At 45.3% G+C, this 16487-nt stretch carries 9 protein-coding genes and 1 riboswitch; of the genes, 5 read left to right on the top strand and 4 right to left on the bottom strand.

The window, feature by feature from the left end:
• Positions 1 to 304: 304 nt before the first annotated feature.
• On the bottom strand, positions 305 to 1516 hold the full coding sequence (gene cbiE / locus P2A85_RS15155) for a precorrin-6y C5,15-methyltransferase (decarboxylating) subunit CbiE (protein WP_377481509.1): 1212 nt from the start codon (positions 1514 to 1516) through the stop codon (positions 305 to 307).
• Positions 1517 to 1815: 299 nt separating this feature from the next.
• On the opposite strand from cbiE, the gene P2A85_RS15150 reads away from it, so the two are divergent.
• From P2A85_RS15150 to P2A85_RS15130, 5 genes are all read left to right on the top strand, one after another.
• On the top strand, positions 1816 to 2085 hold the full coding sequence (locus tag P2A85_RS15150) for a hypothetical protein (RefSeq protein WP_377473440.1): 270 nt from the start codon (positions 1816 to 1818) through the stop codon (positions 2083 to 2085).
• 68 nt (positions 2086 to 2153) lie between these two features.
• Positions 2154 to 2277: riboswitch (cobalamin riboswitch) on the top strand.
• A 29-nt stretch (positions 2278 to 2306) separates the two neighbouring features.
• The gene (gene cobG / locus P2A85_RS15145) at positions 2307 to 3758 is read left to right on the top strand and encodes a precorrin-3B synthase (RefSeq protein WP_377473438.1); all 1452 of its coding nucleotides are present in this window, start codon (positions 2307 to 2309) and stop codon (positions 3756 to 3758) included.
• Positions 3759 to 4083: 325 nt separating this feature from the next.
• Positions 4084 to 9681 carry an AAA family ATPase gene (locus P2A85_RS15140; protein ID WP_377473436.1) on the top strand — a complete coding sequence of 1866 codons (5598 nt, stop codon included), beginning with the start codon at positions 4084 to 4086 and terminating at the stop codon, positions 9679 to 9681.
• A gap of 213 nt (positions 9682 to 9894) precedes the next feature.
• Positions 9895 to 10524 (top strand): precorrin-8X methylmutase, encoded by a 630-nt coding sequence (locus P2A85_RS15135; RefSeq protein ID WP_377473433.1) that lies wholly within the window; start codon positions 9895 to 9897, stop codon positions 10522 to 10524.
• Complete coding sequence (locus P2A85_RS15130) at positions 10521 to 11231, top strand: precorrin-2 C(20)-methyltransferase (RefSeq protein ID WP_377473431.1); 711 nt, start codon at positions 10521 to 10523, stop codon at positions 11229 to 11231. The genes P2A85_RS15135 and P2A85_RS15130 overlap by 4 nt, the downstream gene beginning before the upstream one ends.
• Before the next feature lie 71 nt (positions 11232 to 11302).
• Here the strand turns inward: P2A85_RS15130 and P2A85_RS15125 are convergent, their stop codons facing one another.
• The 3 genes from P2A85_RS15125 to ftsH2 form a co-directional block, all read right to left on the bottom strand.
• Positions 11303 to 11725 (bottom strand): response regulator, encoded by a 423-nt coding sequence (locus P2A85_RS15125; protein ID WP_377473429.1) that lies wholly within the window; start codon positions 11723 to 11725, stop codon positions 11303 to 11305.
• A gap of 6 nt (positions 11726 to 11731) precedes the next feature.
• Entirely contained in the window at positions 11732 to 14401 is a 2670-nt protein-coding gene (locus tag P2A85_RS15120) for a PAS domain S-box protein (protein ID WP_377473427.1), read from the bottom strand.
• A gap of 181 nt (positions 14402 to 14582) precedes the next feature.
• Complete coding sequence (ftsH2, locus tag P2A85_RS15115; protein WP_371117639.1) at positions 14583 to 16472, bottom strand: ATP-dependent zinc metalloprotease FtsH2; 1890 nt, start codon at positions 16470 to 16472, stop codon at positions 14583 to 14585.
• Between the last annotated feature and the right edge of the window lie 15 nt (positions 16473 to 16487).

Genomic DNA, 16487 nt, shown 5'->3' with positions numbered 1-16487 from the left:
TCAACTTAAGCTGTCAGCCCGCCCCGTGTCTGTTAGTCATCCCGCGACTCCGACAGGGGTTAAAACCCCTGTCTCATAGCCAAAGTCAGTTGAAACTGACTGAAGATTTGCCCCAAACCAATACCTATCAACTCAACTAATTCTTCAGTCCTCTTTGAGAGGACTTGCGCTATGTGAGACTCGGTTTCAACCCCTGTCGGACTATAACTTTTACCTTAAGTTGACACCAATGGGCACTGCCGTGTCCTCTCCCTACAAGAACTCTGTGGTTGTTAAACAATTCCGATCCAAATCAGAATTGATATTACCCCTTAACAACCGCCCACTGAGTCACCGGTGCAAGCGGCTTCCAACCCTGAAAAGAACCGATCGCCCCAACCCGCTGAATCCCAATTCTAATTAATTCCCCGCCATGTAAAGAATGCCATTGCAAAACTTTCAATTCACTCTCAATAGTCACCGCATTCACAACTAATCGGCCGCCCTCACCCAAAGCATTCCAACAGGTTTCCAGTAAAGCTTCTGCGGTGACACCACCACCGATGAAAATAGCATCCGGTTGAGGCAAAGAAGCCAAAGCATCCGGCGCCTCTCCCGCCACAATTTGAAGTTCCGAAACACCCAAATTAGAGGCATTTTCAGCGATGTATTGCAGTCGAGTTGGGTGGCGTTCGATCGCGATCGCCCGACAACCCCGATGACTCCGCATCCATTCAATGGCGATCGAACCACAACCAGCCCCCACATCCCACAGCAACTCACCCGGAATTGGCGCTAAGGTTGACAGAGTAACCGCTCGAATCTCCCGCTTGGTAAGTTGTCCGTCGTGGAGATAGGCACCATCCGCCAAACCAGAGGTGCGAGGGAAAATCCTAGTTTCCCGAACGGCTGCAACTACAATCGCGATCGCATTCAAATCAGCCAAATCCGGCACATTCCAGGCTGCTGCGACCCCCTCGCTCCGCCGTTCCGAAGCCGCTCCCATCCGCTCGAACACCGTCATCAAACTGCTACCAAACCCCCGCTGTGTCAACAATTCGGCAACCTTTCCCGGAGTGTGTCGATCGGCACTTAAAACTAACAACCGCGCCCCCGGATATAGAGAAAGGGCGATGGAGGCTACTGGGCGGTTTGTCAAACTGAAAGTCTCAACCTCCGCCAAAGCCCAACCCAGACGGGCGCACATCAAGCTAAAAGCCGATGTAGCGGGAATTATCATCATTTCGGCGATCGGAATCCGGCGCGACAGGGTGACACCAATCCCGTGACACATCGGATCGCCACTAGCTAGCACGCAAATCGACTCTCCCCGGCGACGGATAATCTCATCGACTGTGGCTTGTAAAGGTGAAGCCCAGAGCAATTTTTCCCTGGTGTCGTCGGTGGGTAGCATGGCTAGGTGACGGGCACCGCCGACAACGACTTGAGCGCGATCGAGCAGGGTACGGGCGATCGAACTCAATCCCGATAATCCATCTTCCCCAATCCCCACCACCGAAAGCCATTTGTCTACCATCAGCCCTACTCCTGCAATTTTTGCCACTCAGCATGAATCTATTTCCAGCATATTGGACAACAGCCAGTTGACTAATTGACTACAGCTAAAAACTAAATCGCCTGGTTGGCAACTTCCTTGATACAAGCTTTCCAGCCATTTCAGCATTTAGGTAAGTCACCAAATACAAGCCACATAGAAAAAGTGACACTTTTAGTTGTTTAGTAATTCGTCTTTTTCCCTAAAGTTTAAGTAGAGGCAAACAAAACACCTAAAACGTTCAGCCTTTTATTTATATTACTTACAACGGGGTCTTGACTATGAAATGCCTAAATATTTTAACCTTAATGTTTTTCTGGACTACTCTCAGCATCACCTCTCCAGTCAAACCCGATGAATTGCCAGCCTTCACTAATTCTAATAATGTGAATTCTCTAGAACAAATTTTAACTCCTAGAAATATCGAGGGAGAAACTCAGCCGACGGAATATCAACAAGATCCAATGTTGTTTGGAGATATTTTACCTGTGGCTACCTTTGGTTTGTCATTGGTTTGTTTTTGTTTTAACTCCCCTACCGAACCTGATTGAAAACTAGGCGAGTTTTCATTACTCAAGGCAATTGTGTGAGGGGGAATTTGTTAAGAAAATTGAGCGTTTTGGTTTTGGGGTGCAAAAATGTGATACCTTTCTTAAACCTGAAAGCGGGAAAGTCCGGTGCAATTCCGGTGCTGTGCCGCAACTGTCAAAGCCAGAATGCCGATTTCAGGAGTTTACTTGAGATTCCCTGCGTCGCACGGGGAGGAGTTTCTTTGTTAAGTTTGAGTGAATTACCGACTTGTCCGGGCTTATTTTCTGGTTCCAGAGCCAGAGACGGAATATTATCGAGGATGCGGATTCCGGGGGGAATTTTAAATGTAGCGCAGTGTGGGGCGATCGCAGATTTAGTCGATCGATACAGTACCGGCTATTTGCAAGTAACAAATCGCGCTAATTTGCAAATCCGAGACTTAAACTCGGCAATTTCTGCTGAAGTCTGGCAGGATTTGCAAGCATTGGGATTAGCATCTCGCTTAGTTGAAATTGACCCGATTCGCAATATTATGGCCAGTCCGACAGCGGGTATCGATCGCCAACAATTACTCGATACTCGCCCCCTAGTTACAGATTGGGATGATTATCTGCAAACCCATCCCGAATTGTCGGAACTTTCGCCTAAATTCAGTGTCGGTTTTGACGGCGGAGAATCGGTTTCGATCCGCGCTATTCGCAACGATATTTTATTAGCAGCAGAAAGGCGATCTGCTGATTCAGAAATCGTGCTTCGGCTGTATTTAAACGGCGACACAGGGATTATAATTAAAAAATCGCAATGTATATCTGTATTAGCAGCCCTGGCTAACACATATCTTGAATACAGCAAAAAATATCCTGTAATTGATGGTAAAAAACCTCGTTTGCGTCACCTGCTCGCAGATTGGGGTGTGGAAAAATATCTCGAACAAATACAGCATAATTTACCGTTTGTATTGCAGCAAAGCTCGATCGCTCCGTCTGAAAAGTCGATCGCCCGTTACCAACATCTCGGCATTCACCCCCAGCAACAATCCGGTTTTTCCTACATCGGCATCGCCCTGCCACTAGGCTGGCTAAAATCGCAGCAATTGCGAGATTTGGCAAATTTAGCCCAAAACTTCGCCGGAGGCACTCTGAGGCTCACGCCTTGGCAAAATCTGTTGATTTCTGACATCCCGAACCACCGCCTTAGCGAACTCGAAAAGTCGATCGCCCGTTTGGGATTGCACTCATCCGCAACCAATCTAGACTCATGTTTAGTTGCTTGTGCCGGCAACACTGGCTGTGCATCGGCGATGACAGATACCCAAAGCCACGCCCTAGCAATGGTGAAAGATTTAGCCCAAAAATTGCAGATCGATCGCCCAATTAACATTCATTTCAGCGGCTGCGAAAAATCCTGCGCCCAACATTCTCCCATTGATATTACCCTCGTGGGAATTCAGATTAGACAGGGAAATCAGACCATTGAAGGTTATGACATTTACGCAGGTACAACAGATTCACCTTTTGGGCGACAAATTTTTGAGGGCGTGAGTGTTCCACAGATGCCAAATTCGATCGCCCAAATGTTGCAAATCTATCAGCAATTTCGATCGCCCGACGAATCCTTTGGCGCATTTATCGATCGATGTGCGATCGACCAATTGCAGCAATTGCTTAACCCCAAAAAACCAAACCACAAGTGAACCTCTTTCTTCCTCTTTCTTCCTTCGCGCCCTTAGCGCCTTCGCGGTTCATTCAAAAAAGATCCAGTTTTAAATAATGCTTGACTATATTAAAGACGGAACAGAAATCTACACCAAATCCTTGGGCGAATTTGTAGATCGAAGTGCGATCGACCAATTGAAGCACTGGCTTAAAGTTAAGTCCGGTTAGTAAGTTTTCTGTTTGCGAGTTTAGTATTCTCAATGGCTTGTAACTCAACCATGACTAAATTCCTTCTAACGCGCTATTATTAACAAAAAGCTGGTGCGTCCTCACTTCGCGTTAAATTTTACCAGAAAAATCAATATGCTCTCCATTCCAGGCGTAGCCGTTGTAACACTTCTCTATGAAAGTGCCAACTCCCTCGTTTACCGGGCCATTCGGGAAGCAGATAACCAGCCACTTATCCTCAAACTTCTCAAAGACAGTTACCCCACACCTCAAGAATTGGTGCGCTACCGCACCGAATACCGCATCACCAGAGCTCTGAAAGAGGCGGGAGTCGTGCAAGTTTATGACTTGCAAAAATACCAAAACACCCTCGTGATGTTTCTGGAGGACTTTGGCGGCGAATCCTTGAAAATATTGATGCAGCAGCGTCAGTTTAGCCTAAAGGAGTTTCTGCAAATTGCGATCGCCACCACTGAAACTTTAGGGCAAATTCACATCGCCAATATTATTCATAAAGATATTAACCCCTCAAATATTGTTTACAACCCGAAAACGGAACAATTAAAAATTATTGACTTTGGCATTTCCACTCAGCTAAGCAGAGAAACACCGACTCTGAAAAACCCAGGCATTCTGGAAGGAACCCTCGCTTACATCTCACCAGAACAAACCGGGAGAATGAATCGTACTCTCGATTACCGGGCTGATTTTTACTCCCTCGGTGTCACATTTTACGAATTGCTGACAGGAAAACTGCCTTTCGAGACAGAAGATGCTTTAGAGTTAGTTCACTGCCATATTGCCAGACAGCCAGTTACCCCCCAGGAAATCGAGCCAAATATTCCTCTGATTATCTCCCAAATAGTTATTAAATTGATGGCGAAGAATGCCGAAAATCGCTATCAAACAGCATTAGGATTGAAGCACGATCTAGAAAATTGTCTCGTTCAATTACAAGCAACGGGTAACATTGAGCAGTTTGCCTTGGGAAAGCGGGATATTACAGACCGTTTCTTGATCCCAGAAAAGCTCTACGGCAGAGAAACTGAAGTTTCCAATCTATTAGCAGCCTTTGAACGAGTTGCATCAGGACGATCCCCCCAACCCCCCTTATTAAGGGGGGCTTCATCCGACTCCCCCCTGAGTAGGGGCGGTGGATGGTGCGTGCCCGCCCTAGGGGAGGTATCGCATTTATCCCGCAGTGAACTGATGCTGGTGGCGGGCTTTTCTGGGATTGGTAAAACCGCATTAGTAAACGAAGTTCATAAGCCGATAGCCAAACAACAGGGCTATTTTATTAAAGGCAAATACGACCAATTTGGGCGCAATATTCCTTTCTCAGCGTTTGTCCAAGCTTTTCGGGATTTAATGGGGCAATTATTATCAGAATCCGATGCTCAATTACAAATATGGAAAACCAAGATTCTCACCGCAGTAGGCAATAATGGGCAAGTCTTAATTGAGGTGATTCCTGAATTAGAACGCATCCTTGGCGCTCAACATCCAGCAATAGAATTATCGGGGAGTGCAGCACAAAATCGCTTCAATTTGCTGATGCAGAATTTTGTGCAAGTATTTACCACCGCCGAACATCCCTTAGTGATATTTTTGGATGATTTGCAGTGGGCAGATTCGGCATCTTTGAAGTTGCTACAACTATTAATCGAGGATAGGGGGCATCTGTTAGTTTTGGGTGCTTATCGGGATAATGAAGTATCGCCTACTCATCCGTTTATGTTGACGGTAAATGAGATTATTAAGTCTGGGGCAGTGGTGAATACTATTATGTTACAACCATTGAGTTTAGCAGATCTGAATCAATTGGTAGCAGATACGTTGATTTGCGATTTATCTTTGGCTCAACCCTTGACAGAATTAGTCGCTCAAAAAACTCAGGGTAATCCTTTTTTCTCGACTCAATTTCTGAAGGCATTACATGATGATGGACTAATTACTTTTGACCCCCCTCAGTCCCCCCTTAGTAAGGGGGGAAGTAAAGGGGAGTCCCCCCTTAGTCAGGGGGGAAGTAAAGGGGAGTCCCCCCTTAGTCAGGGGGGAAGTAAAGGGGAGTCCCCCCTTAGTCAGGGGGGAAGTAAAGGGGAGTCCCCCCTTAGTCAGGGGGGAAGTAAAGGGGAGTCCCCCTTTAGTAAGGGGGGAAGTAAAGGGCATTGGCAGTGCGATATTGCTCAAGCTAGACTGACTCACGCCTCGGATGTAGTGGAGTTTATGGCGGCGCAATTGCAGAAGTTGCCCCAAGAAACTCAGGATGTCCTCAAGTTGGCGGCTTGTATTGGAGCGCAGTTTGATTTAAATACATTGGCAGTTGTCAGTGAAGAATTACCAAAACAAACGGCATTATCACTCTGGAAAGCTTTGGAAGAAGAACTGATTTTACCGATTCACGAAAATTATAAATTTTTTATTCCAACAGAGGCTCAATTCAAGACTGATTATATTTCCAATCCAACTTATCGCTTTCTACACGATCGCGTCCAGCAAGCGGCTTATTCATTGATTCCCGATCGCCAGACACCAGCCACTCACCTCAAAATAGGACAATTACTGCTACAAAGTTCCTCGGAGAGCGAAAGAGAGGAAAAACTGTTTGATATTGTCGAGCATTTGAATCTAGGTCAGGAGTTGATCGCCCAAGCAAATGAGCGGGAGGCCTTAGCACAACTTAACTTAAAAGCTGGACAGAAAGCTAGAAATTCTACCGCCTACGCTGCGGCAAAAGTTTATTTGCAAATAGGGATAGAGTTATTGACAGCAAACTGTTGGCAAAGTCAATATGAATTGACATTAAATCTTTATGTTGCTGCGGCCGAAGTTGCCTATTTGAATGCTGACTTTGATGATATGGAGCAAATAGCAGCAGAGGTGTTGGAGAAAGCCCAGACAATTTTAGACAAAGTTAAAACTTACGAAATTTTAATTATTGCCCAGACAGCCCAGAGCCAGACTTTAAAAGCGATCGCAGTAGCCAGAGATGCACTGGCGCAATTGGGAGTTGAACTCCCTACCGAACCGGATCAAGTCAAGATAGATCAAGCACTACAGAGCCTTGCTAGACAACTCCAAGACAGAAGGATTGAGGAACTGGTTAACTTACCTGTGATGACCGATCTTCAGACTCAAGCAGCCATGCAACTCTTAGGAATGTTATTTTCAGCCATTAATCAAACCATGCCGAGTTTAACGCCCCTACTTAGCTCCACGATGGTGAGTTTATCGCTCCAGTTTGGAAATGCACCTGCATCGACGGTGGGGTATTTGATTCACGGTTTGGTGCTATGTTCTTTTTTGGGAGATGTCAAAACTGGCTATAGCTTTGGTAAATTGGCACTGAATTTACTAGATAGGTTTAATGCAACAGAATTTAAGTCCCTAATTCTGGCTGTATTTAGTAGCTGGATTCAGCATCACCAAGAAGCTCTCAGAGCAAGGATACCAATGAGTAAAGATGGCTATATAGCTGGTATGGAAACTGGCGATTTTCTATATGCGAGCTACAGCATACTTGTTTACTTTGAGGGCAACTTGTGTGGTGGAGTAGAAATAGATATTTGGGAAGCAGAACTGGAAATTTACAGTGCTGCATTTGCTCAAATAAAGCAATATTCTGCCCAGATTATTTTAGATATAACGTGGCAGACAACGAAAAACTTGAGGGAAACTGTAAGTACACCGGATTGTCTAATCGGCCATGCCTACAATGAAACAGTGATGATTCCTAAACATCATCAGGACAATAACTTCACTATGATTGCTATTGTCTACACATATAAACTGATGCTTGCTTACTTCTTTGGTAATTATCCGGCGGCCCTAAGCCACATTGCCCAAGTCAAGCCGTATTTGATGTCAGTATCGGGATTGATTTTTTTCCCCATTTTCCATTTCTATGCCGCCCTGACACACTTAGCACTCTTTCCCACCTACCCAGAAATTGAGCAAGCAGAAATTCTTGCCTTAGTGGAAAATCATCAAATCACTCTGCAACAGTGGGCGCAAAATGCTCCCATGAATTATCTGCATAAATGGTATTTAGTTGAGGCAGAAAAGCAGCGAATTTTAGGCAATAAAGCCGAAGCAATAGACTTGTACGATCGCGCTATCTCCCTCGCTCAAGAAAATCAATTTCTCAACGAAGAAGCCCTAGCCAATGAACTAGCCGCCAAGTTCTATCTAGAATGGGGCAAAGAAAAATTGGCCGAAATCTATATGATTGATGCCTATTATGGTTATGTCCAATGGGGAGCCACTGCTAAGGTAAAGGATTTAGAAACGCGATATCCCCAGTTATTGAAGGTAACTCAACCGGGAAGGAAAAACACTCAAACTACCGTATCCATGACAACCACGGGTTCGGGTAATCACGTAGATATCACCGCAGTCATGAAAGCTTCTCAGGCGATTTCCGGCGAAATATTGCTGGATAAGCTACTGTCTAGTTTGATGAAAATTTTGATTGAAAATGCAGGGGCGCAAAGGGGATATCTGATTTTGTCAAGCCAGGAACAACTGTTAATTGAAGCTGAAGGGACAACTGATGGCGCTAGCGTCACCGTCTTACAGTCAATCTTAGTTGATAATTGTCAAGAACTTTCCTCTGCGATTGTGAATTATGTCGCCCGCACTCAAGAAAGTGTGGTACTAGATGATGCTGTGAAGGAGGGACAATTTACTAACGATCCATATATCCAAAAGCATCAGCCTAAATCAATTTTATGTGTGCCGCTGATTAATCAATCTCAAATCGTTAGTATTGTTTATCTGGAAAATAATCTGACAGCAGGAGCTTTTACGCCAGAAAGAGTGGAATTATTAAAAGTATTATCTGGACAGGCGGCTATTTCGATTCAAAATTCTAAGCTTTATACAGAAGTACGCGAAAGTGAGAAGAGGCTGGCTCAACTCAATAAAGCTTACGAGCGTTTCGTCCCCAGTCAATTCCTCAAATTTTTAGATAAATCAAGCATCATTGATGTGGAATTGGGCGACCAAGTGCAGTTGGAAATGTCGGTTTTGTTTTCCGATATTCGCGACTTCACCACGCTTTCAGAAAGTATGACACCGGAGGATAATTTCAGATTTATCAATTCCTATCTCAGTCGCATGGAACCCGTCATTAATCAAAATAATGGGTTTATTGATAAATATATTGGCGATGCGATTATGGCGCTGTTTAGCGGGGATGCGAATAATGCCGTAAACGCGGGAATTGCCATGCTCAATCGTCTTTTTGAATACAATCAAAATCGCGCTAATTCTGGTTATACCCCGATTCAGATTGGAATTGGGATTAATACGGGTTCTTTGATGCTGGGAACGGTGGGAGGACCAAATCGCATGGACGGGACAGTCATCAGTGATGCGGTGAATTTAGCTTCTCGCGTGGAGGGATTGACGAAAAATTATGGGGTGTCGCTGTTAATCACCCAGGAAACTTATTCGCGTTTAGAAAATCCATCGAAGTACGCAATCCGCAGCCTCGACACGGTAAAAGTCAAGGGAAAATCCGAAGCGGTGACGGTTTATGAGGTGTTTGATTGCGATCGCCCAGAAATTAAAGATGGTAAGTTAGCCACGCTGGAATTGTTTGCGGAAGGTTTGGCGATTTACTCCGAAGGGAAGTTTGCTGAAGCGGGGCGGCTGTTTGCAGAGTGTTGGCATCAGAATCAGGGCGATCGCGCTTCTAAAATTTATTGGGAACGCTGTCATGTACCTTAGGGACTAGGGAATGGGGAATGGGGAATAGGGAATGGGGAATAGGGAATGGGAATTAGTTATGATTTATAAGTTATGAGTTATGAGTTATGAGTTATGAGTTAGTTATAATGACCAATGCCCAATGCCCAATGCCCAATTACCTATTACCTATTACCTATTCTCGCTCGTACCTCATCTTTCCGATCAAGGCTATACCAATTACCAATTATTTTAATGCTTGACTACATCCGAGACGGAACCGAAATCTACACCAAATCCTTCGCCACAATTCGCGCCGAAGCAGACTTGTCAAACTTGCCCCCCGACTTAGAATCCGTCGCAGTGCGCCTGATACACAGTTGCGGCATGACAGATATTGTCACAGATTTAGCAGCTTCCCCCGGCGCCGCCACCGCTGGATACAACGCCCTTGTCGCCGGCGCGCCCATCCTGTGCGATTCCCGCATGGTGGCCGAAGGCATCACTCGCAAACGTCTCCCCGCCGACAATCCAGTGATTTGCACCCTCTGGCATCCCGAAGTCCCCGAATTGGCGCTAAAAATCGGTAATACTCGATCGGCCGCAGCCCTTGATTTGTGGCTAAATGACTTAGAGGGTGCAGTAGTGGCGATCGGCAATGCCCCGACTGCTTTGTTCCGACTGCTGGAAATGTTGGATGATGGAGCTCCGAAACCGGCTTTAATCCTGGGTTTCCCGGTAGGATTTGTGGGGGCGGCCGAATCTAAAGCGGAACTCGCTGCGAACAGTCGAGGAGTGCCATTTATCGTGGTGCACGGGCGGCGCGGTGGTAGTGCAATGGCAACGGCGGCCGTGAATGCGTTAGCTAAAAAGGACGAATTATGACTGAGACTACTGGTAAATTGTACGGTTTGGGTATTGGCCCTGGCGATCCAGAATTGATTACTTTGAAAGCTTATCGGATTTTGCGCTCGGTGCCTGTGATTGCTTATCCGGCGATGGAAAATGGTAAGGTGTTGGCGCGATCGATCGTCGCGGATTATTTACTACCAGAGCAAATTGAGATTCCGATGCCACTGCCTTTTAGTCCGACGCGATCGTCTCAACCTTATTATGATATTGCGGCCGAGAAAATTGCAGTCCATCTGGATCAAGGACGAGATGTGGCGGTGCTATGTGAGGGGGAACCTTTTCTATACGGCAGTTTTATGTATCTATTTAATCGTTTGTCGGGAAGATTTACGACGGAAGTTGTGCCGGGAATTTCTTCGACAATGGCGAGTGCAAGCGCCTTGGGAGTGCCGCTTACTTACCGCAATGATGTGTTAAGTATTATGCCTGCGACTCTGGATGCTGAGGTTTTGCGCGATCGACTGGCGGTTGCTGATGCTGCTGTGATTATTAAGCTGGGCCGCCACTTTGCCAAAGTCAAGGATGTGTTGATTGAGTTGGGACAGTTCGATCGAGCATTATATATTGAACGAGCAACTATGCCAAATCAGCGCATTCGGGCGATCGCAGATGTCGATCCGGCGGAAGTTCCCTATTGGGCTCTGGTGATGATACCTAGCCAACAAAAATCCGTCACTTAAATTATCCCTTGTGAGTCGGCGCCGGCAATGGAAATATAGTGGTTTTCGCAACTCGCTTTTTCTGCCACAACTTATCTGACTGCTTCCGAAGCTTTCAGATCTTGCTGCATCTTCATTTCAATTTCATGCTGCTGCAAGGCAATCTCGATCGCCACTCGCAAGTCTTTTTGTTGCAATGGTTTCACTAGATAGCCAAAGGGATTGGTAAGTTTAGCTTTTTCTAGTGTTTTTCGATCCGCATAAGCTGTTAAAAATACTATCGGCACGTTCATTTTGGAGTCGATTATTTCCGCAGCAGTTATGCCGTCCATGTCACCTTTAAGTACGATGTCCATTAACACTAAATTCGGCGGGTTTTCATTGATTTTTTCCATTGCTTCTTCTCCAGAAGAAACTGTAGCTATTACTTGATAGCCGAGTTTTTTTAATCTACCTGCTATATCTTGAGCTACAATCACTTCGTCTTCTACGACCAAAATTTTTATGGGATTCATATTATTTTAAATACGTCGCCGATAATTCAATTCTTTAAACAAAATATTATAACAGATTCCACACTTACTTTCAATTGTAATTTCTCCATCTAATTGCTCTGCCAACATCTTAACCAATCGCAATCCTAGGGTCTCAGTATTTTCCACATCAAATCCTGGGGGAAATCCTCGACCATTGTCTTGAATACTTAAGTGAAATTCAGTGTCTACAAGTTCCAAAAAATTAATGGTGATTTCACCTTTCCGAGTGGGAATGAAAGCATATTTTAAAGAATTAGACACCAGCTCGTTAATAATCAATCCGCAAGGAATAGCTGTCTCTATATTTAAATAAATTGGCTCTATATTCAGATTTATTTGGATCGAATCATTGTATAAACCAAAAGATTGAAACAAATTAGCAGCCAAGTTTTCTACGTAATTTTGAATGTCGATCCGAGCCAGATTATCCGATTGATAAAGTTGTTCGTGAATCAAAGCCATGGAATGAATCCTGCTCTGGCTTTCTTCAAATAAAAATAGCGTCGCTTCATCATCAATGTATTGAGCTTGAAGTTCTAGCAAACTCGAAATTACCTGCATATTATTTTTAACTCGGTGGTGAATCTCCTTAAGCAATACTTCTTTTTCCCGCAGTGTTCCTTGGAGGCGCGATTCGGCAAATTTGCGATCGCTAATATCTTCGCAAATACCAGCCACGCGATACAGTTTCCCCGACTCATTGTAAATGGGAAAAGCTCGATCGCACACCCAACAAATTGTGCCGTCTGGACGTAAAATTCTATATTCAGTGTTAGTAGATTCGCCGGCTACGATTCGCCCAAATGACTGATGCAAAAGGTTTTGGTCTTCAGGATGCACCCAATCTATCCAATTGTAGTTATGGGCGTACAAATCTTCGCGCGATCGCCCCCAGATTTGTTCGTAAGCTGGGCTGACATACAAAATATCGGTCAACTCAACAGAAACTAGCCAGAAAGAATCTTGGATATTTTCTGCTAACTGACGGAAGCGTTCTTCACTTTCCCGGAGAGCTTTTTGGGCCTGTTTCCGTTCGGTGGTATTCCGAGAAACTCCGACGGTCATTACCACTTTACCTTCCGTGTCAAAAATTGGTGATTTAATTGTGTCGAAATAGTTGACTTCACCGTAACTATTTTTCAGAGGTTCTTCTAATATTTGCCCAACTTCACCGGTGTTGAATACCCTGGCATCGTCGAGGAGATATTGTTGAGTATATTCCGGTTCTTGAAACTCAGCGTCAATGATACCTATCAGTTCCGAATTTTCCCTTTGGTAATAGTCGCGAAAGGCTTTGTTTGCCCAGACGATGCGAGATTCTGGCCCTTTTACCAGTATGATGTCTGTAATAGCATCAAGAATTTGCTGATACATTTGCTTGGCATCTTGTAGTTCTTTTTGTACTCTTTTTCGATCGCTGATATCTTCTGCAATGCCAACTATACGGTAGACTGCACCCGTTGCATTTGTAATCGGAAAAGCGCGGTCTCGAATCCAGCTAATTTCCCCATTCGGTTTAACTAATCGATACTCTTCATCGTATTTACCCAATATTTGTTTTGGTAAATTACCAACAATTCGCTGTTTATCTTCTGGATGAATTCGCTCTAAAAAAGACTTTGGTTCAGCATACAATTCCGCACATTTTATACCCCATATTTTTTCGTAAGCAGGGCTGACGTAAATTATTTCATCTTTAGGAATATCGCTAATCCAAAACACACTTTCGATATTTTCTGCTAGCTGTCTAAACCTTTCTTCGCTTTCTTTAAGTGCTGCTTCTGCTTGTTTTCGTGCGGTAATATCGCACTCCACGCCAAAATATCCGACGATTCTGCCATAGGTATCGTAAATGCAAATATAGTCAGCTTTGACGCTAATGGGAGTCCCGTCAAACTGGCGATGGTCGCATTCTATATGAATTCTGCCAGCTTCAAATAATTGCCTGATGACCTCTCTACCATCAGCCCAGTTGTGGGATAAAAAAAAGTTAAGTGTCTGACCAATAAACTCTTCCCTAGTAGAAGCATATTGAGCTATCAAAGCATCATTTGCTTTCGTTACTCGCCCCCGCTCAAATACATAATCCAAGACTTGTTCTCGATCAACTGCATCATTCCACTCTACAGGTTCATCTAGCATCACAAATAAAAAGCCATCTAAAGATTGAGAAAAAAACAGTTCTAGCTGTTGCTGACTTTCCCTCAAAGCTTCTTCTGTGCGCCAGCGCTCGATAATTTCTTCTCGCAACAGTTGGTTGGCAATTTTTAAATCCTCAGTACGCTTTTGATATTTAATTTTGAGATCGTTTTTAATTAATCCCAGCGCTATTTCTGCTTGCTGTTGTGCTGCTATATCTTGAATTCGGTAATGTTCCTGGCTTTTTTGGAGAGATGCGATGAACCCGGTGCGAGTCTCGGCGAGATCCAATTGAGTGTTGGAATCGAAGGAGCAGAGATATTGGACGGCTTGGAGTTGTGTCCCTAAATATACGCACAATTCTTTTTGTTGCTGTAACTCATCTTCGAGTTCTCTGATTTTTAATTTTTGCTTTGCTACTAATGCTTGGCTGGTGTCAAGAGTTTCATCGTCGCCTGTGGGATGAATACACATACTCGGTAGTGAATTTGTAGTTCCAAACTTGAGTTTTTTCAAGCCTAACATTTTCTACACAAACAAAACCCACTCCAAGCGGGTTGAATTTCTGGGTGGAACAAAAGCGGTTAAAACTGCTTTTACACAAACAAAACCCGCTGGCGCGGGTTGAATTTCTTTAGTCCCCTAGGAGTGGACTTCGTTGTTGTAGGAGCGAATTATATTCGCGCTGAATATTCTGTTAAAGCTGAGGAACGTACTGTTCTTTTTCGGGGACAAAAGTGTATTCAGCCACTATTTGCCGGAATTCTTCACCGTCGATGGTTTCTTTTTCAATCAACAAATCAACTAGGCGATCGATTACTGTGCGATTTTCCCGAATAATTCGGCGCGCATCATTGTAGCAATGATCGACAATTGCTCGAACTTGTCCGTCAATCCGAGAGGCTATTTCTTCGGAATATTCCGATCGCGCTGTGTAGTCGCGGCCGAGGAAAATTTCACTTTGTTGAGCTTCTAAGGCGATCGGGCCCAAGTCTGACATTCCATAGCGAGTCACCATTTGGCGCGCCATACCGCTGACTTGTTGCAAGTCGTTACCCGCACCGGTGGTTACTTCGGCATCGCCGAAAACTACTTCTTCGGCCGCGCGGCCTCCCAAAGCACCGCTAATCCGTGCCAAAATTTGCGATCGCGAAATCAAACCTTGGTCTTCGCTAGGCATAAACCATGTTAAACCACGGGCTTGTCCGCGAGGGACTAAAGTTACTTTTTGCACCGGATCGTGGGCTTGAATCACCGTACCGACGATCGCGTGACCGATTTCATGGTATGCAATTAAGCGTTTGCTCTTGCTGTCCACCAAGGGAGTGCCTTCCATACCTGCCACAACCCGATCGACTGCATCGTCAATTTCCAGCATCGTAATCGCTTCTTTCCGGCGACGGGCAGTTAAAATCGCAGCTTCGTTGAGCAAGTTTGCCAAATCAGCCCCGGTAAAACCAGGAGTCCGACGGGCGATCGCATCCAAGGAAATCTCAGCAGACAACTTCTTGTTGCGTGCGTGTACCCCCAAAATCTCCAACCTGCCCTTGATATCCGGCGTATCTACGCTCACTTGGCGGTCAAAACGTCCCGGCCGCAGCAAAGCAGAGTCGAGCACGTCAGGACGGTTTGTGGCCGCAATGATGATAATCCCAGTATTGCCCTCAAAACCGTCCATTTCCGTCAGCAACTGGTTGAGGGTTTGTTCGCGCTCATCATTACCGCCGCCGATACCGGAACCGCGCTGACGGCCCACGGCATCAATTTCATCAATAAAAATGATACAAGGAGCGTTTTCCTTGGCTTTCTTAAACAAGTCTCGGACGCGGGAAGCACCCACACCTACGAACATTTCCACAAATTCCGAACCGGAGATGCTGAAGAAAGGTACGCCGGCTTCCCCTGCGATCGCTTTTGCGAGCATAGTTTTACCTGTTCCGGGAGGGCCAACTAGCAGCACACCCTTGGGAATTTTCGCTCCCACTGCGGTGAACCGTTCTGGTTTTTTCAGGAATGTGACGACTTCGGCGAGTTCTTCTTTTGCTTCTTCAACGCCGGCTACATCATCGAACAACACGCCTGTTTTGGCTTCCATTTGAAAGCGAGCTTTGGATTTACCAAAATTCATCGCTTGACCAGGGCCACCGGGAACGTTACCACCGTTGCGGCGGAACAGAAAAAACAACCCTCCCACTAATAGCAGGGGAAACACGAGATTGCCTAAGAGTCCCCACACAGCGCTGTCGTTACGCAGGGGGTGAGTGTCGAAGCTGATTTGGGAGGCTCTGAGTCGGGAAACCAATTCTGGGGCATTGGATGGTAAATCCACTCGCCACCGCTGTACGTGATTGTCCAGTTCTGGATCGACAGCTTCGACAATGGCCGTCCGACCTGCATCGTAAAGGTCTACGCTGGTGACTCGACCGGCGTTTAAGTAATCTAAGAATCTACCGTAGCTGAGGCGGGTGCTGGCGGTGTTCTTGGTCATTTCTGCAGGCGAGGGTGCAAAAGCGCCTTGCCACAGGAAGAAGCCGATCACTAGGGCCGGTAGAGTCCAAAGTAGTATAGTTCGCCAAGAAATTTTCATAAATTATGAGGGTCT

Origin of the sequence: Microcoleus anatoxicus (assembly GCF_042465725.1) — a bacterium.
Lineage (GTDB): Bacteria > Cyanobacteriota > Cyanobacteriia > Cyanobacteriales > Microcoleaceae > Microcoleus > Microcoleus anatoxicus.
Note: the sequence above shows the minus strand (reverse complement) of the source record. Positions and strands in the feature narration are given on the sequence as shown.

What these genes read in the sequence shown, in the direction of transcription:
- P2A85_RS15125 (WP_377473429.1), bottom strand. Translation starts at nt 11,725, where the DNA reads ATGAATCCCATAAAAATTTTGGTCGTAGAAGACGAAGTGATTGTAGCT.
- P2A85_RS15130 (WP_377473431.1), top strand. Translation starts at nt 10,521, where the DNA reads ATGACTGAGACTACTGGTAAATTGTACGGTTTGGGTATTGGCCCTGGC.
- ftsH2 (WP_371117639.1), bottom strand. Translation starts at nt 16,472, where the DNA reads ATGAAAATTTCTTGGCGAACTATACTACTTTGGACTCTACCGGCCCTA.
- P2A85_RS15140 (WP_377473436.1), top strand. Translation starts at nt 4,084, where the DNA reads ATGCTCTCCATTCCAGGCGTAGCCGTTGTAACACTTCTCTATGAAAGT.
- cbiE (WP_377481509.1), bottom strand. Translation starts at nt 1,516, where the DNA reads ATGGTAGACAAATGGCTTTCGGTGGTGGGGATTGGGGAAGATGGATTA.
- P2A85_RS15150 (WP_377473440.1), top strand. Translation starts at nt 1,816, where the DNA reads ATGAAATGCCTAAATATTTTAACCTTAATGTTTTTCTGGACTACTCTC.
- P2A85_RS15135 (WP_377473433.1), top strand. Translation starts at nt 9,895, where the DNA reads ATGCTTGACTACATCCGAGACGGAACCGAAATCTACACCAAATCCTTC.